Raw genomic sequence first — 24,076 nt, forward strand, 5'->3', positions numbered from 1 at the left:
AGTAAGAGCCATCAAATGATGTAATATCTTGTGAGAGGAATAATAATTGACGCTGGGGGCTGGATTAGATGTTAAGCTAGTATATTGAGACCATTCGTCTTGGTTATATATATAGAATCCGTAAGATTATGATTATGGCGTGCGAAAATTGGGTTAATGGGAATACTTGAGGACAAGGAGAACGCGCGGCTATTTTATAAATATCTCTCGAAGGTGTATGACCGCATTAATCCATTTATTTGGAATGCAGAAATGCGTGATGAGGCGCTCAAGGAACTCGATATTGACCCGACCGACCGCGTTCTTGACGTTGGATGTGGGACCGGATTTGCAACTGAAGGGCTGCTTCGATACAGTCAGGATATTCATGGACTTGATCAGAGCATTCATCAAATGGAAAAGGCATTCAGCAAGTTCGGTCGGGCTGATGATGTTAAATTCTATCGTGGTGATGCTGAGCGACTGCCATTCGCGGACAACAGCTTTGATGTGATTTGGTCATCAGGCTCAATCGAGTATTGGCCAAATCCGGTCGATGCACTCTGTGAGTTCCGGCGTGTGGTCAAACCTGGCAACCGTGTTCTTGTTGTTGGTCCAGATTATCCTGATTCATGGATTTTCCAACAACTTGCTGATGCAATTATGCTATTCTATGATGAAACAGAAGCACAAGAGATGTTTGAAACCGCAGGGTTTGTTGATATTGAACATCATGTCCAACAAGCATATCCTGGAACTCCGCAAGCAATTACAACAATTGCTTGTGCACCGACAGCAGATGATACAGTTGACACACCATCCCAGCAGCAAGTGAGTGACCCAGCAGCCGCACCAACTACCGATTGAATACTGAAGATGATTGAGACTGATGTTTTTATCTCTTATCTATTCTTATTACAATATTAACGTATTTCTGACGTATCGATAGCACTTATCGTCGGATTGTTGCACCAATTTCTCCGATAACGCAACCACGATAGCGGATGGTTATATCAATGAATCGACCCGGCAGCGGTTGAGGACTATTTGTTCCAGCGATTCGGATTGCCCCTTGCTCGCCAACTGACCATATGCCATCGCTTGCGCTGTTGAATGGTCCATACGGTCCGCTGCGGAAGCCCTTCGCAGCAAAAAATGGGATTGGCGGCTGATGTAAGAGTGGCTCTTGATTGACACTAATGTGCATATCCACCATTGCAAGGCGCAGTGATGGTCCAGCCTCGTGTGTAAGCGCTATCATTGTCTCAGACACGGTGAGTGATAATGCAACATTCGATGCTTGATGTGCTGGTAGGCTCGATGAAACTGAATTATCAGTGCGACCGCCAGTTGAAGCAGTGGTATCTTGACACGCATATGACGAAGGTATTACCTGAAGCTGGTCACTTCCAACTGCGACAACACTAGCAAGAGTAACACTGACGACAAGCAGCAGTGCAATGCCAGTTATTGCGGCTGATGCTCGATTTGCAGTCGACAATGAGTTCACGAGACACTCACGGACTATTTGCTGTCGATGTTGCTGATGAACGTTCGCTTTCAATATCGTTTAGAATGTATCCCAATCGAGTCAGCGTAATTGATCGAGGCTAAGTTAACTCATGCGAGCCATCAACGTCCAATCCAATACGATTCAATTAGCTAAAAACAGATAATACCGTCAGTAGTTAGTCATTAGTTGACACTCGAATATCGTTATTGCTCCCGTTGACGCCTGTTTGAGTGCTATTCTCACGAGTGCTATTGCCAACAATGCCGTATATCAACGGCGGGAATGATGGGTCGACAGAGACTAATACAACAGAACTTCGATCAATAGCAGTCACCTGATAAGTACCGTCAGGAGCAAGCGTCCACAGCGACCCATCAGAACCTGTCTCTCCAACAATCGTGCTTTCACCACTCGGTGGACCAAGAGTCAACGGTGCATCAACTGACTGCTCTGTGGCAGTACTGTTGAGTTGGAATCGAACTGGTCCACCAGGATACGTTGGATGTGCTGTAAGTCGAAGTCCATCTTTTACTGCTGAAATTGACCGTCGTGTTGATGTCTGCGTGAGTGGTCGATATTGAACCTCTTTGAATATCCGTGCGCTACTCGTGTCAATAAAACTTATAAGACGACCACGGTCATGATCAATGTTCACACGAGCAATCGACCCATCCGATGCTGTAACTGTCCTCTCACGACGCAATGACGTGATTGTTGGATAGGCATTGGTGGTTACGTTCGTCGGGGTCGTTATATTCAACGCCATTCCAATGTCACCGCCTCTCAGTCGACCACGATATGCCTCCCGTATATATGTATCATCAATGATAGTTCCAATTACAACACTTTGTGGTCCTGATTGAATAACGAACCGACTTCTCTCAGTTGCTCCTGTGATTACATCTGTAGCATGTTCACGGACCGGGCTGGTCAGTGTCTGTAATTCAATTTGAAGCGTCTCGAATCGAGACGCAGGGATACTAAACCCCTCTATTGAGTCCGCAGCTGATTTCAGTCGTGATAATCGCGTGATTAGCGCACGTGACTCAGAATCAATCGCAGCAAGGCGAGCGAGGAGTTGTTCAGTCGTGATATTCTCACTCCCATATGCTGAGATTTGTGTTCGTTGTTGTGAGCGAAGCACAACCGTACGCTGTTCAGTCTCACTAAGCGCCTGTAATAACCGCTGTTGACGCATAGATGGTGTTGATGCTGATTGAATCCGATTTAGTGTTGTTTCCGTTTGAATTCGTGTCTCAGTCGCTGTTGAGGCGAACTCAAGTCCGCGACCAAGTTCAACATATGTTGTCTGCAAAGCAGCCCGTTGCACCTCGACTGGTGAAATGCCGAGCATTGACAGAATCGGTCCACTTCCTCCCTGATTCACTTGTGAGGTACTCCCATCACTCAGTTGTGCATCACCGATTGATGCGACTGGAACTGCCCCAGCGACGGTCGCAATGACGAGGATGACAGCAAGAAAGATAGAGACAGCACGCATGCAACCACATATATTAGGTATTAATAAAAACACTATCATTAGCGTTTCACTCAAACATCTGTATCTTGAGATTCGGAAAACCCGATAGAAAGGGTTTTGAGCGTTCCACGTGCAATCCGCATCACATGCGGATGTCCGCGTTATTAATCGTCCTCCTCCTTGCTGTTGCCACCGTTGCAGGTGCAGGTGCTAGCGCTACTCCCGCGGCGCTCACCCAGCCAGCACCGACATCAGCCTCGCCTTTATTTCTCGAATCAGCCTCAACTTTTGACCCACTCTCACCCACACACGCACCCGCATCTGTACCTGCACCTGTACCCAGAACTTCGCTCACGACCGACGCATCTGAGCTATCAGATGTCGATGCAGCGTCATCGCATGCACAGATTGATACGTCAAATCCGACGTCACAGCCAGAATCTCAAACAACAATTACTATTTCTATCCGTGCTGATCAGAGTGCTTTCTGGCGGATTGAAACGCAGTATGCACTCACAAATCCAAATGAGACGCGCGCATTCAAGCAAATGGCACGTCAGTATGAGCGAGATAATATCGATATTGGACCACAGATTACACTGTTCAAGACGCTGCAGACAGAAGCAACTGCAGCAACCGATCGACGAATGCAAATTCGAAATGTAAGCTATCATGGGAGCGTTGAGGATAATCGCGGCACGCTTGCCCTTTCGTTTCGTTGGTCAAATTTTGCTCAGGAGGGACAAAATGAAACACTGTTAATCGGGGATGTATTCAAAATTCCGACCGATGAAGCAGACGTTCAGCGAACATGGATGTCAGTTGTCACCGCAAATCAACAAATCGTTATTCGTCCACCCAACCGATATACAGTTTCTCGAACGAGCATCCCTGTTCAACAGCGAGAGAGTGCAGTCGTCCTCACGCAGCCATCTGACTTTGAGGGGGACTCAGGACTTGAGATTAGATATTCCCCGGTTGAAGAAGACTCGTTTCCGACAGCGTTGGTTGCTGGAGCAGTTCTTGGATTACTTGGAATAATTGGGATTCTCTATGGTAGCCGTCGATACCGGACCGATAATGGGGATCCTGGCGGAACAGCTGATGATACTCCTCCATCGCCGGGACCTGACTCTCCTCCAGCAGTTGCCACCGATGCTGAAAGTGAGAACAAGGATAAAATCGATACCCCTGAAGAGGACTCATCGGTATCAGAGCACACAGACGCCTCCTCATCAGGCATTTCTGATGATTCAGTATCCTCAGCACCATCATCGACATCGACATCGCCTTCAGCCTCGAGTTCAGATTCAAATAGTGATACGTCCCCGATAGATGACGCAGAATCGACTGACACAGGATCATCACTCTCTGGCACTGAGACATCATCAGTTCAGGACGATACAATAGATACTGATACCACTGATTCGTCGACGACAACTGAGTCAGAATCAGAGACACAATCGACAGAGGACTCAATGCCAGATATCTCGACAGATCCCGCGTTACTCTCTGATGAAGAGCGTATTGAACAGTTGCTCTCACGTAACGGAGGACGGATGCGGCAGGCATCGATTGTTGATAAAACTGGGTGGTCGGATGCAAAAGTATCACAGGTTCTCTCCGTGATGGCTGAGGAGAACCGGGTCGATAAGCTTCGATTGGGTCGTGAGAATCTCATCTCGCTCCCTGAAGAGTCGACGACAAATACACAGACAGATGATGAGCAGATGAGTACAGACTGATGATATTTTTATATGTTACTCTTGACTACGTGTTTTTAGGACAGTCGGAACCCATTTTAGCTCGCCGATAAGACTGAAAATTAATGGAGTATCTGGAACGGCGGGTATCAATGGTCGAGGACCGACTAGAATCGGTCGTCGATGCGATTGATCCCGCGGTGCTGTCAGATGAGGTTGCTCACGTTGCGCTGTCGGGCGGAAAACGTGTTCGGCCAGCGGTGACGATCCTTGCATGTGAAGCCTGCGGTGGTGCCCCTGAAGATGCGGTCGATTTTGCTGTTGCCGTTGAATTAGTTCATAATGCATCACTCGTTGTTGATGATATTATTGACCGGTCAGATGTTCGTCGTGGTACAGAAAGTGCATGGTCAGCGTTTGGGCATGGACCAGCACTGATTGCTTCTGATGGACTGCTTGGTGAGGCATTTGCTCTTCTTGCCGCTGATGAACATGCAACAGAGATTGTTGCTGAGTCGATGGTTGAACTCGGTGAGGGTGAAGCAACAGAGCTTGTGGCACGACCAACAAATGAAGCAGAATACATGCAACTCGCTCGGCGAAAGACAGGAGCACTCTTTCGAGCGTCCGCAGAAGTTGGAGCTGTTGCTGGTGGAGCCGATCCCTTCACCATTGATCTATTTGGTGAGTATGCAGAACGCGTTGGTGTTGCATTTCAAATTCGCGATGATGTTCTTGATGCGACCGCAGACGCGACTGATCTTGGCAAACCAACAGGACAAGATGCAGCAATGGACCGCCCATCGTTAATCCAGGTAACCGCGCTCAGTGATACGGAGGCGAATGAGCGAGCGCATAATGAGTCACAACAGGCACTCGATGCACTTGCTGCCGCGAATATTGATGATACTGAATCGCTTGGATATCTTCGTGATTTGGCTGAATTTGTCGTCATCCGTGAGCGCTGAATCTTCAATCTTAGCGGTAATGTCAATCAAATCTTTCCCCTTCAATTGATACTTATTTCATCCTCGCGGGGGGTCTGAGCTTGACGCCGTCGTCGGAAACCGAGATTCAGCAACAGCGAATGCCAGCGTACTGAACACACCAAGTAGTGTCCCTGCGGTCAACCCAACGGCAAGTTGTGTGAGTGAAAAGGACTGCCCGGCAGCAGCACCCTGTGGTAGGAAAAATCCAGAGACCACATACAGTACAATAGAAATGGCACCGACATAGAATGGAGCGTTCAGATATCGCCACCGGAAACGGTCGGAGAGATATTCATCTGTTACTTGTCCAAGGCTCGATGTCACCCCTGCGGCTGCGAACCACTGAACTGATCCATGGATGAATGCTGCCGCTCCAAGCACGAGGGTTATCTCGGGACTGGCTTTCCGGACAAGTTCTAAGAGTGCATACCCACGAAACCCACCAACAATAATGAGCGCAATCGCAGCAACATATGTAATGAACGTCACACGCCCTTCATATAGAATGTCCCGTGTCCGAGCAACTATATCATCAAGCACATCCTCAATCCCAAGTCCCCGCGAAAGCGTATATAGTCCCAAGAGCCCTGAGATGATCCCCAGTACAACTGCACCGGGGACATCAAAGAGACTTGCAATTGTTACGAATGGATAGATGAGAAGCAAAATACCGAGTGGAACAAGAATAGTTCCCCGAGTTTCAGAGTCCGCGAGCACTTGTTTCATCGTATAATAAATTGATTCAAGATCCTGTGCCTGCCGCACCACGACGCGTCTGACACTATCGATGGGAACCCGAGAGCGAATGACTGGAAGTATCGATTCATCCTGTGCACCATCGGTAATCACAATTGCATTAATATTCTCTCCAGTTGAGAGTCCGGCAAGCACGCGGTCGACTTCTTCACCGATAACACGATTCGCCTCGACATCTCCCCCATCAACACCGGTTACAGCAGCGACAGCAATGTCCTCATCAACCGCTTGATCATGGCTAAGCTTGTCATACTGATGGATACCCTGAAATAACACATTCACATCTGAGTCCTCTGGATCTGCTGTTGCAAGATCGACCGCTGCACGTTCGATGGTCTCACGACCAATAACAGGCGTTTGGAGACCGGTTTTCCGGCCCAGATCGTCATCAAGATCAACACAGAGGACCAGGAGCATCATTCAATAGTATATCCTAAGCATATATCTGTTTTCGGGGCTGGAAGTTCTCTATTTCTCACATTGATTAAATCTTGATACTGAATTCCTCTTTCTTGAGATAAAAAATCCAATCTAGTGTTGGTAGGCGATAGGAAGTGGTTATATAGAACGTGTTTTTTGCCGAATGTATTCTTCAGAATCAATCTACATAATATTGAAATCAATCAATTACCCACTCCATCGCAAGTAGCACGACTTTTGAGGCTTCATCGGATAATAATAGTATATGATTTCGAAGGGGTGCGAACAGTGCGCAAAAGGCGGCAAAATGGTACTTTTCGTCTACGGTTACTGTGATCAGCGTGACTGTTTTTATTGCCCCTTGGGTGAAAACCGAAAAAACGTTACCGACGTGTACGCCAATGAGCGGCTTGTTGAATCCGACTCCGATATTATCGCGGAAGCACACCGTATGGATGCGCTCGGTACGTCAATTACTGGTGGTGAACCACAGGAGGCATTAGCAAAGACAACCCGCTATCTATCACTTCTGAAGGACGAATTTGGCTCAGATCATCATACGCATTTATATACTGGAATCACCGGTGGGCGAGAAAATATGCGCGCACTCGCATCAGCCGGACTTGATGAGATCCGATTCCATCCACCTTATGAACAGTGGGGTAATCTTCACGACACTGAGTGGGAAGACATTCTCTATATTGCACGGGAGGAGGGGCTCACCCCTGCATTTGAGATTCCAGGAATTCGCGCAGAGCCAGAGTTTCTTGAATTCCTTGATGAGGGTGCTGCTGAGTTTTGCAATGTGAATGAATTTGAGATGTCAGACGGGAATTATCGTCGGATGCAGCAGAAGGGGTATGAACTTCAAGACGGACATATGTCTGCCGTTGAGGGGTCAAAAGAGGCTATTCTTGATACCATGGGAAATCATGAGCAAGTATATTTCTGTACCTCTGTATTTAAAGACGCCGCACAGCATCGAAACCGTCTCAAACGAATGGCACAAACCGTTCGTCGACCGTTTGATGAGATTACGGACGACGGTACGATTGTTTATGGGAAAACATGGGTTGCTCCAAAGCGATTTGATTCGCTTGGAGTCCCAGATGAATTTTATACTGTCAAATCAGATCATGTTGAAATTGCATGGTGGCTGCTTGAGGAAATGATTGAGGATGGCGACGTTGATGGTGGTGAGATTGTTGAACAGTATCCAACCGTTGATGGAACAGTTGTTGAGCGGACGCCACTCGCATAGTCCCTGTATGCTCTTTTATTGATATTTCCCACGCTCTTCTCGGTCTGGACAAAGATTCAATCATTCATTGTCTTTTGAATGGCCATGAGCATGTCTGTTGGGTGGTTTGACCACCAGTCAATGCGATATAAAGACTCGGTGCAAGTGCTAATGTTGCCCCGACAAAGAGCCATTCACCACCATTGACCGTTCCGTTACTACTGATATATTCGCTTCCAGCAGTACCGATGAATGCAATTGTGAGACCAATGACACCACTGATAATTGCCACTCGTTGTTTTGTCTGCTGTGTTAGTGTAAGACCGCGAGCAGTCGCATATAATGCGCCACTAATCCCGATTCCGGTGCCGAGAAGTACACCAATCAACGGTAGTGAAAAAAGCCCTGCAAACACGCATCCAACACCAATGATAAGACAACCTCCAGCCGTCACCTGTGGTGTGAATGGATTAATATTTACACCATGGTGAACTGCATACCCTGCTGGTGGTGAAACGAGTATAAATCCAATAAATAGCGAGCTGACCGTCGCAGTAACTGAGTCCTGTCCTCCAAGCATGGCATGAAACGTTCCAACCGCTCCAAGCATTCCGATCACTGTTCCAATCAATAATACCCATCGCGGTCGAATTGTTGCAGTTGGATTTGTGTCACGAACTACTCCAAACGCGATGAAAGGATATGAACTAACTGCACATACGCAAATCGTCGCAGTGAGTCCCCATCGAAGGATAATGCCCGAAACAACAGTAGCCAGACCGAAGAAAACACCAACAATAATCGCAAACTCTGGAACGTACTGATCAGTTGATATGCTCATACACAGAGCTATCCTAAGATAATAAAAAGTATTGTCTATATCGATACCCCCTCGCAAGTTCTTTAGACTGGGCAAGTGTACACTCTCGTATGTCTGAGTGTCCGCTTGCAGACGACTGCCCCAGATATTCCGAGCGCATCAGTGGAATGGGATGTCAATATTACGGCGACCGCGGCGGAGCTGAGTGGTGTAGTAGCTATGATCAGCCGATTCAGGATCTAAAAGCTCAGCCCGTCAAGCCTGGTGAAGAGGTAGTCGTTGATGTTGATGATATTCATGAAAGCGGAGCAGGTGTCGGACGGACTGATGATGGGTTTATTATCCTTATCGATGGGTTACTTCCGACATCACGAGCTATTGTTCGAATCGATCGGGTGAAGTCAAATCATGCAACAGCAAAGAAAATCGTTGAACGACTCCCAGTCGACGACGATAGCGAAACGGCTGATGAGACCGATAGCACCGCAGATCATGATGATGAATCAACTACAGACAATGACAGTGAAATCAACAATTCTGGGTCAGACCAATCAACTGCGCTTGGAAGTCGTGATAACTTCTGGGGAGGATAAATCGTATTCACATGGCTGCTGATCGTGATATTCTTGCGGATACGAGTAATATCACCGTTGCATAATAAATGCAGTGTACTGTATATCAATATACTATCGACTAACTATGATACTTTGTTGATATATTTTCTCACATGGGTAATGAATTAGGAGCGTTTGTAGAATTATAATATATGACAGATGATGAAAACCTCAATATGAACGAAGAGAACACCTCTCATCACGGTATGGATTCACACTCAAGTGCAGAAGAAACCAATACTGAAGAACTTGATGTCGATGCGATTCTTGCAGAAATTGGATTCAATCCTGATGTAAGTGTTCTCACGCGACGACAAGCAGAGGTACTCACGTTGCGTGAACGTGGATACCAACAGTCCCGGATTGCTGCTGCCCTCGGCACATCTCGAGCAAATGTCTCAAGTGTCGAGTCAAGTGCGCGCGAGAATGTCGATAAAGCGCGCAATACTGTTGCATTCGCTGAGGCACTTACTGCACCTGTGCAGATCTCGATTGCGGCTGGAACTGATCTCTATGATGTCCCGAAGAAGGTCTATGATGCATGTGATGCTGAGGGTGTGAAGGTGACACGAACTGCTCCTGAGTTGATGAAAGCGGTGGCTGATGCTGCTGGTGACGCCGTTCGCGGAAGGGAAGTCAAGCAATGGCTGTTGGTTGGTGTCACCAGTGATGGAACAATACAAGTTCGGCGCTCTGGGGGTCGAGAACATAATCATCTCAAAATGAATACATATCATGAGTCCGATACAACATCTTCATAATATCTCAATTTCTCATTTTGTCAAAATAATATCTTTTTCCAATCGATACGACTATTTCAGAACAATCCGCTCTCACGAAGTCTTGAGACAAGCTCTCTCACCGACTGAGCATCGTCTTTATTCACAACAAGTGTTCGGTCATTCCATGTGACAATAATGAGTCCCGAGACACCAACTGTTGATATATGACTACCGTTGCCCACAATAATATTATCTGTTGAATCAATCATTTCTACCTCAACGTCACCAACGGTAACGGTCTCCTCACGTGTCGTCGTGTCAGAGTGTTCGTCTTCCGCTGATGCGGTTTGTGTATTGATATTTTCAGTAATTAATTCATCCTGTGTAGCAAGTCGGTCAAAAGCATCCCATGTGCCGATATCGTCCCACATCATGTCAGTCGGAATAACTGCAGTTGCCTCAGATTGTTCAAAGATGGCTCGATCAACACTTTGTGAGTCGCTTGCAGCAAATACATCAGCGACTGACTCACTCGTATTATTCTGGAGGGCAGTCTGTAACGGTGCTAGTGGTGAGTCAGCTGCAACAGTATTGAAGACTGCGGGTCGCCACGCGAATATTCCAGCATTCCAATAATGTCCTGCCTCAATATACTTCTTTGCTGTTTCTATCTCTGGTTTCTCATGGAATGACTGAATAGATTTCCACGAGACCGCGTCATCATTGAGACCGTTGATAGAATTGATTGTTGCTGCTGGTTCGATATATCCATATCCTGTTTCCGGTCGGGTTGGAGCAACGCCAAGGGTGACAAGACGATTGGTGTTCATAGCAACAGCGCTCATGCGTCTCACGGCAGTGTCAAATGCTGCCCCAACAACGTGGTCACTTGGTGCGAGAAGCACGACTGCATCATCACCATATGTTTCTTCAACATAATGTGTTGCATACAGAGCTGCTGGTCCTGTGTCTCGCCCGACTGGCTCGGTTATTACCGTTACGTCTGAGACCTGTTCTCTGACCGTTTCAGCAAATGCATCTCTGGTGAGTATGAGAATTGTGTCAGTGACTCCGCGCAGTCGGTCGACTGTCCGCGTGAGAAATGATCGATCGCCGAAAAGTGAGAGAAACTGCTTTGGTCGATGTCCCCGGCTTGCGGGATATAATCGTGATCCAATCCCACCAGCAAGGACAACGCCAACAACATCGACAACAGTTGACGAGGTACTGTCTGATACTGCCATCGTTACCGTGTTACCATGTTTCAACAATCCCACTGCGGATATCTCGAACGCACCCCTCACAATCAGGATGTCCGGACTCAAAACAGGCTGGATGAGCCTCAGTATCAATCCTAACAGCACGCTTCTCCGCGTCACGTCGACAGACAATCCGGGCTTGTCCTGTCTCGTTACATGGTAACGCTGAGACTGGTGTGGATATATCTGGCTTCGAGTTATCTGTTATTTCTTGCTCGGATGCAATCGTCTGTTCACTATTTTCACCGTTCGTTCCCTCATTTGTGTCGTCCTCAGTCTCGGCACTTTTACGACCTGATTGATACGCGTCTCGTGCACGAGCATACTCTCGACCGGCCTCACGAAATTGCTCTCGGAGGAACGACTTGAGCCGTTCGTCCATTGAAACAGTATCAATGATAGATAAATATAATCTCATTGGTGATCATAGGGGTGAATATACGATATATTCTATTTATGACACGAATGTAGACTGCTTGTCCATCATATAAGAATCGTGAGAATCACTTGTGTGTTTTAGCCCAGAAACAATGTACATATCATATACTCCTCAGAAAAACATCATGAACAACTGTGAGTTTACCCCGTCAAAATAAGACCTAACTAGCTCAGGACTGGTGCTTTTCGCCTGGTATGATAACCTATTCCACGAACTCCTTTGCGCGTATGCAACTTGACAGACCGATACTCAACAATCATGTCTTTTCGACGTTAAAAAATATCTCTCGGATATTTATACTAGCTAAATTTCACTTTCACCATGCTCACGACAGTTTATTATTCACGGAGAGCCAATTTATTGATGTCTCCCAACGAAAAACAGGACGGAGGCAAGTGATATTATGACAGACCTGCAAACGCACGCAGCGGAGATTGCAGAACAGTTCTCTGAGGAGTTAGACATCGATGAGACGACGGTCCGTGATCGTCTCAACACGCTCGTAGAGGAATATAGTGTTCCAGCCGACGAGGCCCGTCGCTCGGTCATCAACAGTTATCTTGACGAGGCTGACATCGACCGCGATGAATTGAGTGGATCTGATGGGAATGAGGAGATCCCACTGGCATCAATTGATGAGGATGAACAATGGATTGATGTCACTGCAAAAGTTGTCGAACTCTGGGAACCACAAAACGAAGCAATTGCACAGGTTGGTCTGATTGGTGATGAATCTGGACGCACAAAATTTGTTGCCTTTGAGACATCGGACCTCCCAGCGATTGAAGAAGGTGCTGTTTATGAGCTTGAAAATGTTGTTACGGATGAATACCAAGGCGATTATTCGGTGAAGCTCAATCGAACAACCGACATTGAGAAGCTTGACACGGATATTACAGTCGGTGACAGTGCAACGACGATTGAGGGAGCGCTCATTGATATCCAGTCTGGTAGTGGGCTGATTAAGCGGTGTCCGACCGATGGATGTACTCGCGTTCTTCAGAATGGGCGATGTTCTGAACATGGAACTGTGGATGGCGAGTTTGACCTCCGGATTAAGGGGGTCATTGACGATGGTGAAACAGTCACTGAAGTCATTTTCACTCGGGAGATGACCGAAAAATTAAGCGGTATCACACTTTCTGAAGCACAACAAATGGCTCGGGACGCACTCGATACATCGGTCGTTGTCGAAGAGATTCGCCAGGATCTTATCGGTGCATACTATCGTATATCCGGACCAGAACTGGGTCGATATCTCCTTGCAGATACCGTTGATCATCTCACTAATCCAGCTGATCCAGAAGCGGTCCTGATCAAAGCGAGGTCGATCTAAAATGAGCACTGAAGATATCCCGACACGTGAAGTTGCAAAGCGTGCGTTTGCGACGGAATTTAATGACGCTGGCTTTAGCTTCAAAGAATCCGATGACGAGCGAGCGCCGGTATATCTGTTATTCCCAACCGGTGCGAAGGCAAATCGGGTCTTCCTTATTGGGACACTCACCGAAACTGAAGACGTTGGTGAGGATAACGAGTATTGGCGTGGTCGAATTGTTGATCCGACAGGAACATTTTTTGTGTATGCTGGTCAGTACCAACCCGAAGCAGCACAAGAGCTTCGTGAGCTTACCCCTCCAGCATATGTTGCTGTTAGTGGAAAACCGCGTACCTTTGAGACTGATGATGGGACAACAAATGTTTCTGTTCGCCCGGAATCAATCACAGTTGTTGATGCAACAACACGAGACCGTTGGGTCGTTGAGACGGCTGAACGGACACTTGATCGGATTGCTGCGTTCGAGGATGAAGGGAACGAATATGCTCGAATGGCGAATGATGAGTATGAAATCCCTATTGATCAGTATATCGAGTCAACTGTCTCTGCGGTTGAGAGTCTTGATGAATCTACTGACGAACTCAATACCGCATCGACTGAGGGTACAGCACAAAATCTGTGAACTCCCTCACCCTTGTCAAACTCAGCTAGTATAATAGTCGTTGTGAGAACAAAGACAGTTAATTAATTCCTTACACTCATCACACATCCTGATAACCTAGAGTAATTTGTGAACGCACACCGGGGTCAAGCCCCGAGGTAATCGCCTTGTACTGCCTATACAGATGTATGATACAAGCGCTGATTTCTGGTTGTATTAATCCCCCTTATTATGATGGGTTATTTTCTCCTCAGTCATAATGACAGCAGTGATACAGCAGACACGCGTCCGACGAATTATTAAGTAAATTGCCTGAATTGTAGTAATATACAGATGGGCAGTGCAAATACGGATAAAAATAAAAATAAGACAATTTCGTTTCGGGTGAATGAAGACGTCTTTGAAACACTTCGTGAAATTGCCGAAGAGCGAGACATTTCACTCTCTGCTGTCTTTCGTGAGTACGTCGATACACTTGTTGCACACGAAGGTGCTGTGCAAGTCGTTCCTGAACATGAGATTGAAGAGCTTCGAGCGGGCAACGGTGATACAGCAGATTCTTTCCCTCCAACGGTAACAGTCCCAAAGGGGTTTGTCCGGGAGCACGAGCGGCTTGAGTTAGAGGCTGAACATCTTCGTGAACAACTTGAAGAGCACAAACAGTATCTCAATCATCTTCAAGATCAGCTCGATGAAGAAGAAGAAATCATTCATCTTGAAGATCTGGAACGATCAGAGACGGACAGTCAGTCATTCAGACTGGAATAATTGTTCTATAAAACTATTGATATCCTCTTCAGCGTGAACACAAAGGAATCCTAGCGTGAGTATTGGAGATTGCAGGTCTGTTGTCTCACTGAACTCTAATTGTCAGAATCCGCGTGAGACTCACCGACCGTGGCGGGTGGGACCGGGACTGGGACTGCTGGGAGTGTAATCTCTCGATTCTCTTCTCTCATGTCCGGACTCTCGGAATTGGTCTTACCTTTGGGAATTCAGTAGACGTCGCCAGACTTAGAGTTACTTGTACCATTTGTTCAAGCAGTCAGGCATGATTTTAGACATATCACGATGATATCATCGACAGTTACAATCGCAAGATTGAGTTACGACGAGAGCGCAACCCGGGCTTCGTGAAGTTTCTGTTCCATCTTCGTGTTCTCCTCAACACCAGCAAGCGTTTCAGCAGCCTCAATGGTCCGAACTGCATTATCTAAAAATGAAAGTATATCACCAGGATATGCATACAGAAAATACTCATCACCTATGACATCCACAATTGCATCTGGATGAAGCCCCTGTGAACGAAGTTCAAGTAAATACGTCATGAATTGTCTTTCTGGATATCCAGTGTAGAGATCCTCCGGTTGCTCAGGGTCGAGGAAGTCCTCCGCAAAGTCGAGCAGCCGATCGCGGGTTGCATCGTCAAGCTTCGTGATCCCATCTCCTGAGTATAGTACATCAATTGTTGCTCCTTTAAACGCCCCTTTCGGAATTGATGTATCTAATTGTGAGACAATCTGCCTGTGATTCTTGAGATATACCTTATCAGTGATAGCCACAGTTGTTTCTAGGTTGTGCTGTATAGTCAAAAAATACGTCGATAATCCGAATCTTGGCAACGGACTGTATCTGCACGGGTAAAAAGAGCGGGGGGCTCGGTTGTGTATGTAACTCTCGGGACAATTCACACTCAAGTCGTAACGTATTTGAATTCAACAAAAATACTATATCATACACGTTGTGTCCGGGTTAGGGTAGTGGTTATCCTTCAGCCTTGTGGAGGCTGAGACGCGGGTTCGATTCTCGCACCCGGACTTCCATATATACTGTCTTTATACAACTCCTCTAATAACAATTACACGATAAAAAAGGAGAGCGAGCTGTGGGTATGCTTCTAGATTAGCGTTATAAGATATGAACGGATATTGATTTCACTGCTATCTCCTAGCGTGTCCTCAATCAGGTACCAAGGTATAATTCCTGGGCCTCATCAGACTCGAGCAGTTCCGTTCCAGCTCCTCGCATCTTGGTTTCGCCCAGGTCTAAGACGACACCTCTGTCTGATTCCTCAAGAGCGCGTCTTGCATTTTGTTCAACCATTAACACGGCTGTTTCTGATTGTTCATTTATTTCAACAATCTTCTCAAATACGTCATCAACAAGCTGTGGAGCAAGACCTGCAGAGGGTTCATCGAGAATGAGAAGATTCGGGTCAAGCATGAGTGCAGCACCCATTGCGACCATCTGCTGTTGTCCTCCTGAGAGGGTTCGTGCCTTTTGCTGTGGTCGCTCCTCAAGGACTGGGAATCGCTTATACACTTCTTCGACCCGATCTTCGAATGTGTCATCGGTAGAATCGAGTGCCCATGCACCCATTTTGAGATTCTCAAGAATAGTCAGATTTGGAAATACATTGTCGACTTGTGGAACATAACAGATTCCATTATAGATCTTCTCCTCAGGCGGTACATCAGTGACATCAATATCGTTAAGCAAAATTTTCCCCGTCTTGATATCAGTAAGACCGACAATACTTTTCAATAATGTTGATTTTCCTGCACCATTGGGACCGATAATCGTCACCATTTCATCTCGTTCAATAGACAAATCAACATCGTGGATGACAATGAATTCTCCGTACCCGCTTTTTAATCCTGAGACATCAAGCAGCGTCATATTACCCCACCTCCGAGATACGCTTCAAGTAACTCCTCATCCTGTCGTACCTCATCAGGATTCCCAACAGTTAGGATCTGTCCATTATGCATACCAATGACCGTATCAGAAATCGACATAATTGTCTGAATATCGTGCTCAACAATGAGGAATGTCATCTCTTGATCATCGCGAAGCGATATTATTCTATCGAGCAGATGATCTGTAAGGTCAGGATTTACTCCCGCCATAGGCTCATCAAGTAAGAGTAAATCCGGATCTGACATAAGTGATCGACCAAGTTCGAGTAGTTTACGCTGTCCGCCTGAAAGATTTCCTGCGTATTCATCACGGAGGTCCCATAATTCGATATACCTGAGTAGCTCTTCTGCTCGCTGTTGATGAGTTTGTTCAAAATCACTGACTCCTCGTGGGTCTGTGAGAAGCGACACCACACTCTCACCTGGGTTGTCTTGTGCTCCAAGAAGCATATTATCCATAACGGTCATTCCAGAAAGTTCACGTGTGAGTTGGAATGTTCGGATAAGACCACGCTTTGCACGTTTTTCAGGTCGAAGGGTTGTGACATCTGTCCCATCAAATTGAATTACTCCGTCATCAACCTGATAGAAGCCACTCATCAAATTAAATAATGTCGACTTTCCAGCACCGTTTGGACCAATGAGCCCAGTTATCTCTCCCGACTCAACGCTCACGGAGACATCATCAACAGCAACCAATCCACCAAACGTCTTCGTCACGTCTTCGGCTTCAAGAATTGGTGATTGACTCATCGTGTTGCCTCTCCAAATAGCCCACTCGGACGGGTAAGAAGTCCAATTATCAATATAAGTAGTGCAAATGCTGGTGTGTATTCGCTTGGAATGAATATAATACTCAAATTCTGTCCAATACCCAGAGCATATCCTCCAACAACAGCCCCAACTGGATCACCGATCCCACCAAGAATGACGGCTGCAAAGATAGGAATAAGGAATAAAAAGCCCATTGTTGGGTTGATATTTGAATCAATCCCCAGCATGACCCCTGCAATACCTGCAATGACACCGCCAATGAGCGAGACATAAATAACTAACCGTTTTGTATCAATTCCTCGAATGCGAGCCAAATCTGTGTCATCTGATGCTGCCCGCATCGCGATTCCAATACGTGTCTCATTGAGTATCAAGAAGACAATTGCGAGAATAACTATACTCAATGTGACAATAATGACTTGTGCGGGTAACACCCGGATTCCCAAGACAACTGGTGCTTCTCCACCGACATTATAGAAATGTGTACTGCCGCCATACACAACCCGTATCAAATTACGCAGCATAAATGCTACACCAATCGAGACAACAAGCAAAACAACCGGATCGCGGTCTGAAAACTGCTTGAAGACAATGCGGTCGGTGATAACGGCAATTAAGCCCGCACCAATCGCTCCAAGGACGATCGCGAGAATAAACGGAACGTCAGCCCACTTTGCACCGAGTGCAATGTATGCTCCCCACGCTAAGTACTCTCCATATGCGATATTGATAAAATTAAGAAGTCCAAAAAGAAGCGTTAATCCCAACGCTGCGAGGGCAATGAGACTCCCGACAACAACCCCATTCCAGAGCAATTGCGGATCGAATGCAACCATCTCAGTTTTCCTCCATACCAGCAAGCGCACGCTCTTTATTCCCCAATAGCCCCTCTGGTCGATAATATAGAATAAGCACAAGCAGTGCACCGATAATTATGAGTCGGATATACGGAAGTTTGCTACCAAGGGGGACGTCACTCGGAATGAACCTGGTCACTTGTCGAATAAGCGTAATGACCGTCATTCCAGTAATTGCACCGAGATAGCTGCCGGCACCACCAATGATGACTGCAGCCCAAACAGAAAACGTGAGGTCAGGTGTAAACATCGTCGGCTGTAATGCAAATATAAAGTGTGCCCATAATGACCCAGCAAGCCCTGCTACGGCAGCACCAAGTCCAAATGATTTGAGTTTAAATTGCATGGTATTGCGTCCAAGTGCTTTTGGGACGTCCTCATCTTCACGAATTGCGTGGAGAACCCGCCCGAATGGGCTCTTTGCAAGGTAACGAAAGGTAAGATAACACGCTATCAGGACAGCAAGCACAAGTAGAAAGTAATAAAATCCATATGGAAGCATACTTGGCAGCGCCCCTTCAAGTGGTCGTGGGATATTCTTCAACGTCTGCTGACCACTTGTGAGCCATCCTTCATTTGAAATCCCAAGCCGGAGGATTTCGGCTCCTGCAAGGGTTACAATCGCGAGGTAGTCGCCATCTAATCGGACGCTTGTGGCACCGATGAGTACGCCCGCTACTCCAGCAAGGACTGTTGCAGTTATCATTCCGACAGCGATTGGAAAGTCAAACCCAATGATCCGGTTGGCAAGCAAGCCAGAATCGGAGGCCGGTGTCGTCAAAATAGCAGATGTGTATGCACCAATCGCAAAAAATCCTGCATGAGCAAAATTCAATAAGCCAGTGTCACCCCAGTGCATATTCATCCCGATAGCCAGGATTGAATAAATGCCTGCGATATTGGCAACAAGGACAAGAAGTTGAAGCGAAACAAGTCCCATTTTTATCTTACACCTACGGACGTTATACAACTGTGTTGGATATGTGCTACTGAATTCATCATTCTGTTAGTAAATATAAATCAGACGTCAATACAGGTGGTCTCTCGCGGATTTAGTAGACGTCCTGTAATACCGACGCTTCGTATGTCGTCACTGGATTCCACTCGCCATCCTGTGCTTGGACAACATTAAATGGTCCAACGACATTTCCATTCTCATCAAAGTTCTGTGGGTTCGATGCCCCAGTGTAATTTATTTCATCGCCGTTATCCAGCGCTTCCTTCCCCTCGGCAAATGTCGTCACCTCTGTACCTGGTGGTGTTGCGATTTTTGGTAGGTGTTCTGGAATGACACTACGAGACACTTCTCCGGCTGACTGGAACGCCAATGCAAATAGATTTGCAGCGTCATATGCTGCTGCAGAGAATGTTCCCGGCGGTTCGCCGTGCATCTCCTCAAAGGATGCCGCAAACTGATCATTTGCAGGGCCTGCGGCAGGTGCTTGCCCAATCATTCCTTCCATAACATCAGCACCGGTTGTCTCGATGAAACCTTGTGTGAGGACGTCATTTCCAAGTGCGAGATTAAAGTCCTCTTTCGCCCCTAGCTCATCATAATTCTTCATGAATAATCCACTCACCTCGGTTGCAGCAGTCATCTGAACGAAATCTACGTCCATCTGCTGAAGTTCTTGGATCTCGCTCCGGTAATCACTCGCATTTATTGGAAGCGGAACCTCACCAACAATCGATCCACCAAGAGATTTGAATGCTTCTCCAACCGATGCGGAGAAACTCTGTGAGCCTTTATCATTCTTGTACGCGAGTGCCATCTTTTCATGATTGAGGTCTTCATATGCGTACTTCCCTGCAGCAGCACCACCAACAGCGTCGCTTGGAACTGAGCGCCACAACCACTCACCTCCGGTGTCATCAAGTTGGATGGTTCCTGCCATGACGGTATTGACTGGCACTTCGTTGTTTTGTATTGGCTGGATAAGATTCGGCATAACCGAACTTGAAGGACCGATTACCGCTGGAACGCCTGCCGAGTCAAGTGTCTGAAGACCGCTCAATGCCTGTTGTGGATCGGTGGCTGAGTCCTGTTCATTCGCCTCAAGAGACATTCCACCGAGAATCCCAGCCTCCTCTATCTCAGAGAACGCAAGATTATATGCTGGCTTTGTGTTCGATGCAATCCAGTCAAATCCACCAGTGAACGGTTGCAAAGCACCGATAGTGAGTGTTCCGCCATCACCACCCATCGTTCCGCCGTCAGTAGCCTCGCTATCGCCGTCACCACTGCCGCTTTCAGTTTCGCTGGCTGCGTCGTCACCACCACTGCCACCACCGCTACCACTACACCCCGCAAGAAGCACTGTCCCTGCTGCGCCAAGTCCCTTCAGGTATGTTCGTCGGTTAGCTATACGTTGCTTTTTGTCTGCACCTTCGCTCGGCATAATCTTTTAAATTCATGATTTAACATTATACTTTATGGTTTGCGGATTTAACTGTATTCCATCTGATATTTTTGGGAATTAGCTGATTTGAGGCGCTAAGCCCCCTTCCTCAACGTCCGAACAGAGTGAGGGCGTGAGGAGGGGATACAGCGCCGCATAGTTTGGTTGCGCGTTCATCCGTACATTTACTACCCACACGGTTGAATCTGGTAGTGCGATGCTCACCACGTCTCTAACGGTAACGGTGCTCAAGCGGAATAAGAAGCGCGCACCGTCGGTTGTGGCCGAGTGTCCATCTCATCTGGTAGGAGTGTGACACTCCGAACTGCCTGTGAAGGGAAATCGCCTGCGGAGTCTGGAACCGCTGTGTCCACGTCGGGGACAAGTTCCGACATGGAAGCAGGAAGCCCTGTCCTCACCAAGCGAGGAGCGGGGAGCCCCGAGCGCGGTAGGGCAGGGTAGTTCACGCGCTAACTTTTTTTGAGCAACACAGGGAACAAAGCAATCGAGTAGCAAAGTAGGGCGGTGATACAGTCGTAGCCGTATATTCGTTGTAACCAAAGCGTTCAAATTTAGATGTAATTAGTTAGCACATATTGATCGAGGAAGGATTCCAGTACACTGCTGAGAGTGCGTGGGCGGTTCAACCCTGTTGGGGAGCGTACAAGCACATAGACTCACTCAAGAATATACCATGCCCCTAATTACGACTAATTATAAAGAACAAGGAGAACACCCGCGTAGCACGGTGACGTGGAAGCAGAAGGGAATTCGTCACGACACCAACAACGGGCGAGTGCGTCTCTCGAAAGGTGCGAATGATAAGGAACACCCCCAAGCATGGGAATACATCCTTGTCGAATACGAAACGCGTCCCGGCGTCACAGTCGAGAATCTGCAATAGGTTCGCGCTATCTACGACGAGGCGAAAGGGCGCTGGGAACTGCAGTTAGTATGTAAACACGAAGTGGAGACACCCGACACCCCAGGTGACGAGACGGCAGGTGTTGACCTCGGTATCTGCAACTTCGCCGCCATCGCGTAGAGTACCGAGGAAACCGACCTCTACCCCGGTAATCGATTGAAGCAGGACGGATACTACTTCCCGAAAAGAAAATCGCCAAATCTGACGATTCAGGCGGCCAAGAAGCAACTCGATTGCACGCGAAGTGGTCAGAGCGTCGAACCCATTTCTCTCACTCCTTAGTCAAGCACATCGTTGGACGATGTGTCAAGCAAGAGGTAGGTCGAATCAACAGTGGGAAACTCGCTGGTGTTCGTGAGGCGACAACGACAACTCGAAGAACTGTGGTAAGCCCGGCAATCTTGACTTGCACGCGTGGGCGTTCGACAGCTTCTCGAACATCCTCGAATACAAGGCTGATCTGTACGGTACGCACGTCGTTCAAGTTGAACCACAAGGGACGACCAAAGAGTGTGCATCGTGCGGTGTGGAGACGGCGAAACCCATCTGGGTCAGGGAACACTCGTGTCCGAACGTGGGTTTGAGTGTGATCGTGAGTTGAACGCGGCGATGAATGTCCTCCAACGCAGCTTTTCTGAGTTAGGACTGGGATGACCCGAATCAACGTCTGTGGAGACTGCGCTCCCTGGGGACACCACTTGCGTGTCCGCAAAGCGCGTCGTAAAAATAGGAAGCTTCGGGGCTTGACACCGAGGCGATTCACCCCGTACTGTCACCAATCTCTGCTGTGATGGCCGCTGTGAGAGACTCAAGTACTGGAAGAAATCGTTTGACCTCAGCACCATCGTTTATGATCATATCTATTTGTTCTGACGGCTGTGTATCTATGTTTGAGCAGACATATATTTCAGTGTCCGCAGCGGTCTCAGCAGCAACCGTCGCTGCAGCCCTGATTACAACACGTACGTGCTCAAGATGAGCGTATACAGTTGCAATATGGTTGTTAACAGCGGCATGTGAGATGCGATATGTGACTGTACCATCTTCAGTTGGGGTAACATCAGGGTTAGCATCAACAACGGACAGTGGTGCTAATGCTTCCTCATGTCCGGTTACCTCAGACGCAAGCAACTCCGCAATTCGGTATCCATCATGTACTTGAGTGTCAACCATTAGTTGAATATAGCATATGTATTAACCAACCAATATTATTAAGATTCTCCTCAGCGTGAACGGTGGGGATTTCAAGTTTGCACTCCCATCACATGTCCAGATGGTGAGAATCAGCCGGGATGCTCGTGGTCTCAGGCGAGTACGGACTGCTGAGAGTGCCACATCTTAGCCCCCGATACTCCTATATTCGACCACGTTCAACCTTTGTGGTTGGTTTTGTCCGGTGGGGGTTGAATGGGTGTCAATGACTTGGAGTTATTTTAACTTAGCTCACAGCGGTCAACTCCGCGACCAATTCTGTGAAAATCGGGCGGTCATCAACTGGTTCCGAGTATTATTTGATTGCTCCGGGGTGAGCAGGCCGTCATTGTTAGATTGATCGGGAATCACTTTGTTCTTGCCTGGTTCTTACTCATACAAGGGTTGCCTGTAATTAAAATGATGGATTGAAATCTCGGGCAATCAGTCGAAGGTGGAATGATTGCAGATTGCTTGATTCATCCTGCGTTACCAAGATCGCTGGTCTCATTTGCACACCAGAACTCACAGATTGCCGGAGACGGCGAAAGCCGCAGGTACTCTCCTCGAATCTAGTAATATAGCGGTAATAACATAAGATCAGAGGATATGATAGATACCCAATATATTGGGATTAATATAGTAGGCTGTCATCGTTCTCAGTCATATACAGTGATCGGGCAGCAATATTAACCCCGTGGTCGCCGACCCGTTCGAGATCACGAATGGACAGAAGCAATCGCGAAACGTCCTGGATATATGACTCCGCGTCAAAGGCGGCATCACCGGTGACATTTCGATTTATAAGGGCTTGAACGACTGTTGAGCTTGCAGCCTCACACAAGTCATCAACATTATCATCATGCGTCGCAACAGTCTGACAGCGTCCTGGATCCTCATCCGCATATGCTTGCATTGCGTGTGTTAACATTTCAAGCGTCTCGTCTCCGATATGTTGAATATCGACCTCCGGAAAGACATCACAGTCTGCGGCTGATGCATACTCTGCGAGATTTGTTGCGAGATCACCGATTCGTTCAAGATCAGTGATAATTTTAAACGAAGCCGCGATAGTTCGAAGGTCAGACGCGACCGGTTGTTGGAGTGCAATAAGATCAACACATTGCTGTTCAAGTTCAAGATACATTGTGTTGATATCATCATCACGTGCAATGACCTCCATTGCGAGTTCATCATCTTTCTGTTCAAGCGCGTCAAGTCCTGATCGGAGGTTCTCAGAAACTAATTCACTCATATACAGGACATCCTCACGTAGCTTCGAGATTGATTCTTGATATGATTCTCGCGGCATGCTACTAGATATATATACCAATGTATATCAATGTATGGGTATATG

General features: G+C 47.2%; 26 protein-coding genes, 1 tRNA gene and 2 pseudogenes. 14 read left to right on the forward strand and 15 right to left on the reverse strand.

The features are described 5' to 3' along the window. Nucleotides 1–156 precede the first annotated feature (156 nt). Entirely contained in the window at nt 157–846 is a 690-nt protein-coding gene (locus HQRW_RS12590; RefSeq protein WP_014556897.1) for a methyltransferase domain-containing protein, read from the forward strand. 85 nt (nt 847–931) lie between these two features. Here the strand turns inward: HQRW_RS12590 and HQRW_RS12595 are convergent, their stop codons facing one another. Both HQRW_RS12595 and HQRW_RS12600 read right to left on the reverse strand, forming a co-directional pair. Then, complete coding sequence (locus HQRW_RS12595; protein ID WP_014556898.1) at nt 932–1,489, reverse strand: hypothetical protein; 558 nt, start codon at nt 1,487–1,489, stop codon at nt 932–934. Nucleotides 1,490–1,667: 178 nt separating this feature from the next. After that, nucleotides 1,668–2,993: a DUF7094 domain-containing protein gene (locus HQRW_RS12600; protein WP_014556899.1), complete on the reverse strand. Its 1,326-nt coding sequence runs from the start codon at nt 2,991–2,993 to the stop codon at nt 1,668–1,670. Nucleotides 2,994–3,118: 125 nt separating this feature from the next. Here HQRW_RS12600 and HQRW_RS12605 point away from each other — a divergent pair, with 125 nt between their 5' ends. Then, the gene (locus HQRW_RS12605) at nt 3,119–4,717 is read left to right on the forward strand and encodes a helix-turn-helix transcriptional regulator (RefSeq protein WP_014556900.1); all 1,599 of its coding nucleotides are present in this window, start codon (nt 3,119–3,121) and stop codon (nt 4,715–4,717) included. 83 nt (nt 4,718–4,800) lie between these two features. Beyond that, nucleotides 4,801–5,643: a polyprenyl synthetase family protein gene (locus HQRW_RS12610; RefSeq protein WP_014556901.1), complete on the forward strand. Its 843-nt coding sequence runs from the start codon at nt 4,801–4,803 to the stop codon at nt 5,641–5,643. 57 nt (nt 5,644–5,700) lie between these two features. Here HQRW_RS12610 and HQRW_RS12615 read toward each other — a convergent pair whose 3' ends face one another. Continuing rightward, on the reverse strand, nt 5,701–6,837 hold the full coding sequence (locus HQRW_RS12615) for a DUF373 family protein (protein WP_014556902.1): 1,137 nt from the start codon (nt 6,835–6,837) through the stop codon (nt 5,701–5,703). Nucleotides 6,838–7,105: 268 nt separating this feature from the next. Here HQRW_RS12615 and HQRW_RS12620 point away from each other — a divergent pair, with 268 nt between their 5' ends. Beyond that, nucleotides 7,106–8,101 carry a radical SAM protein gene (locus HQRW_RS12620; RefSeq protein WP_014556903.1) on the forward strand — a complete coding sequence of 332 codons (996 nt, stop codon included), beginning with the start codon at nt 7,106–7,108 and terminating at the stop codon, nt 8,099–8,101. Between the two features lie 64 nt (nt 8,102–8,165). Here the strand turns inward: HQRW_RS12620 and HQRW_RS12625 are convergent, their stop codons facing one another. After that, a complete protein-coding gene (locus tag HQRW_RS12625; RefSeq protein ID WP_014556904.1) occupies nt 8,166–8,921 on the reverse strand; it encodes a hypothetical protein in 756 nt (251 codons plus the stop codon). Between the two features lie 89 nt (nt 8,922–9,010). Here HQRW_RS12625 and HQRW_RS12630 point away from each other — a divergent pair, with 89 nt between their 5' ends. Next, on the forward strand, nt 9,011–9,493 hold the full coding sequence (locus HQRW_RS12630) for a TRAM domain-containing protein (RefSeq protein ID WP_014556905.1): 483 nt from the start codon (nt 9,011–9,013) through the stop codon (nt 9,491–9,493). Between the two features lie 227 nt (nt 9,494–9,720). Beyond that, entirely contained in the window at nt 9,721–10,275 is a 555-nt protein-coding gene (locus HQRW_RS12635) for a Tfx family DNA-binding protein (protein WP_014556906.1), read from the forward strand. A gap of 56 nt (nt 10,276–10,331) precedes the next feature. Here HQRW_RS12635 and HQRW_RS12640 read toward each other — a convergent pair whose 3' ends face one another. After that, the gene (locus HQRW_RS12640; RefSeq protein WP_014556907.1) at nt 10,332–11,480 is read right to left on the reverse strand and encodes a mannose-1-phosphate guanylyltransferase; all 1,149 of its coding nucleotides are present in this window, start codon (nt 11,478–11,480) and stop codon (nt 10,332–10,334) included. Nucleotides 11,481–11,490: 10 nt separating this feature from the next. Continuing rightward, nucleotides 11,491–11,877 carry a DUF7091 family protein gene (locus tag HQRW_RS12645; RefSeq protein ID WP_065757414.1) on the reverse strand — a complete coding sequence of 129 codons (387 nt, stop codon included), beginning with the start codon at nt 11,875–11,877 and terminating at the stop codon, nt 11,491–11,493. Nucleotides 11,878–12,337: 460 nt separating this feature from the next. On the opposite strand from HQRW_RS12645, the gene HQRW_RS12650 reads away from it, so the two are divergent. The 3 genes from HQRW_RS12650 to HQRW_RS12660 all read left to right on the forward strand — a co-directional run bounded on the left by HQRW_RS12650 (nt 12,338) and on the right by HQRW_RS12660 (nt 14,642). Further along, nucleotides 12,338–13,270, forward strand: coding sequence for a replication protein A (locus HQRW_RS12650; RefSeq protein WP_011572465.1), 933 nt, complete (start codon nt 12,338–12,340; stop codon nt 13,268–13,270). A 1-nt stretch (nt 13,271) separates the two neighbouring features. Then, nucleotides 13,272–13,895: an RPA family protein gene (locus tag HQRW_RS12655; protein ID WP_011572466.1), complete on the forward strand. Its 624-nt coding sequence runs from the start codon at nt 13,272–13,274 to the stop codon at nt 13,893–13,895. Between the two features lie 312 nt (nt 13,896–14,207). Continuing rightward, nucleotides 14,208–14,642 (forward strand): ribbon-helix-helix protein, CopG family, encoded by a 435-nt coding sequence (locus tag HQRW_RS12660; RefSeq protein WP_011572467.1) that lies wholly within the window; start codon nt 14,208–14,210, stop codon nt 14,640–14,642. Nucleotides 14,643–14,980: 338 nt separating this feature from the next. Here HQRW_RS12660 and HQRW_RS12665 read toward each other — a convergent pair whose 3' ends face one another. Then, nucleotides 14,981–15,436 (reverse strand): DUF5814 domain-containing protein, encoded by a 456-nt coding sequence (locus HQRW_RS12665; protein ID WP_011572468.1) that lies wholly within the window; start codon nt 15,434–15,436, stop codon nt 14,981–14,983. 184 nt (nt 15,437–15,620) lie between these two features. Between HQRW_RS12665 and HQRW_RS12670 the strand changes: the two genes are divergently transcribed. After that, nucleotides 15,621–15,692 (forward strand) — tRNA-His (locus tag HQRW_RS12670). A 144-nt stretch (nt 15,693–15,836) separates the two neighbouring features. Here HQRW_RS12670 and HQRW_RS12675 read toward each other — a convergent pair. From HQRW_RS12675 to HQRW_RS12695, 5 genes are all read right to left on the reverse strand, one after another. Further along, nucleotides 15,837–16,553 carry an ABC transporter ATP-binding protein gene (locus HQRW_RS12675; protein ID WP_014556909.1) on the reverse strand — a complete coding sequence of 239 codons (717 nt, stop codon included), beginning with the start codon at nt 16,551–16,553 and terminating at the stop codon, nt 15,837–15,839. Further along, the gene (locus tag HQRW_RS12680) at nt 16,550–17,326 is read right to left on the reverse strand and encodes an ABC transporter ATP-binding protein (protein ID WP_011572501.1); all 777 of its coding nucleotides are present in this window, start codon (nt 17,324–17,326) and stop codon (nt 16,550–16,552) included. The genes HQRW_RS12675 and HQRW_RS12680 overlap by 4 nt, the downstream gene beginning before the upstream one ends. Beyond that, entirely contained in the window at nt 17,323–18,183 is an 861-nt protein-coding gene (locus HQRW_RS12685) for a branched-chain amino acid ABC transporter permease (RefSeq protein WP_014556910.1), read from the reverse strand. Before HQRW_RS12685 ends, HQRW_RS12680 begins: the two co-directional genes overlap by 4 nt. A 1-nt stretch (nt 18,184) precedes the next feature. Next, nucleotides 18,185–19,144 carry a branched-chain amino acid ABC transporter permease gene (locus HQRW_RS12690; RefSeq protein WP_014556911.1) on the reverse strand — a complete coding sequence of 320 codons (960 nt, stop codon included), beginning with the start codon at nt 19,142–19,144 and terminating at the stop codon, nt 18,185–18,187. 112 nt (nt 19,145–19,256) lie between these two features. Continuing rightward, nucleotides 19,257–20,603 carry an ABC transporter substrate-binding protein gene (locus tag HQRW_RS12695; protein ID WP_014556912.1) on the reverse strand — a complete coding sequence of 449 codons (1,347 nt, stop codon included), beginning with the start codon at nt 20,601–20,603 and terminating at the stop codon, nt 19,257–19,259. 312 nt (nt 20,604–20,915) lie between these two features. Here HQRW_RS12695 and HQRW_RS15950 point away from each other — a divergent pair, with 312 nt between their 5' ends. The 3 genes and pseudogenes from HQRW_RS15950 to HQRW_RS17030 all read left to right on the forward strand — a co-directional run. Further along, nucleotides 20,916–21,065: a hypothetical protein gene (locus HQRW_RS15950; RefSeq protein WP_158307766.1), complete on the forward strand. Its 150-nt coding sequence runs from the start codon at nt 20,916–20,918 to the stop codon at nt 21,063–21,065. A 232-nt stretch (nt 21,066–21,297) separates the two neighbouring features. After that, a complete protein-coding gene (locus HQRW_RS17025) occupies nt 21,298–21,507 on the forward strand; it encodes a hypothetical protein (protein WP_049892142.1) in 210 nt (69 codons plus the stop codon). Between the two features lie 254 nt (nt 21,508–21,761). Continuing rightward, nucleotides 21,762–21,821, forward strand: a pseudogene (locus tag HQRW_RS17030) (hypothetical protein); the annotation flags it as partial. Here the strand turns inward: HQRW_RS17030 and HQRW_RS17035 are convergent. Next, nucleotides 21,800–22,003, reverse strand: a complete 204-nt coding sequence (locus tag HQRW_RS17035) for a hypothetical protein (RefSeq protein ID WP_162470314.1) — start codon at nt 22,001–22,003, stop codon at nt 21,800–21,802. The pseudogene HQRW_RS17030 and the gene HQRW_RS17035 sit on opposite strands and share 22 nt — an antisense overlap. On the opposite strand from HQRW_RS17035, the pseudogene HQRW_RS17040 reads away from it, so the two are divergent. Beyond that, nucleotides 21,965–22,275, forward strand: a pseudogene (locus tag HQRW_RS17040) (zinc ribbon domain-containing protein); the annotation flags it as partial. The gene HQRW_RS17035 and the pseudogene HQRW_RS17040 overlap by 39 nt on opposite strands. Nucleotides 22,276–22,287: 12 nt before the next feature. On the opposite strand, the gene HQRW_RS12705 reads toward HQRW_RS17040, so the two are convergent. Both HQRW_RS12705 and phoU read right to left on the reverse strand, forming a co-directional pair. Continuing rightward, nucleotides 22,288–22,701 carry a hypothetical protein gene (locus HQRW_RS12705; RefSeq protein WP_014556913.1) on the reverse strand — a complete coding sequence of 138 codons (414 nt, stop codon included), beginning with the start codon at nt 22,699–22,701 and terminating at the stop codon, nt 22,288–22,290. 652 nt (nt 22,702–23,353) lie between these two features. Further along, nucleotides 23,354–24,031 carry a phosphate signaling complex protein PhoU gene (gene phoU / locus HQRW_RS12710; RefSeq protein ID WP_014556914.1) on the reverse strand — a complete coding sequence of 226 codons (678 nt, stop codon included), beginning with the start codon at nt 24,029–24,031 and terminating at the stop codon, nt 23,354–23,356. Between the last annotated feature and the right edge of the window lie 45 nt (nt 24,032–24,076).

Source organism: Haloquadratum walsbyi C23 (assembly GCF_000237865.1).
Taxonomy (GTDB): Archaea; Halobacteriota; Halobacteria; order Halobacteriales; family Haloferacaceae; genus Haloquadratum; species Haloquadratum walsbyi.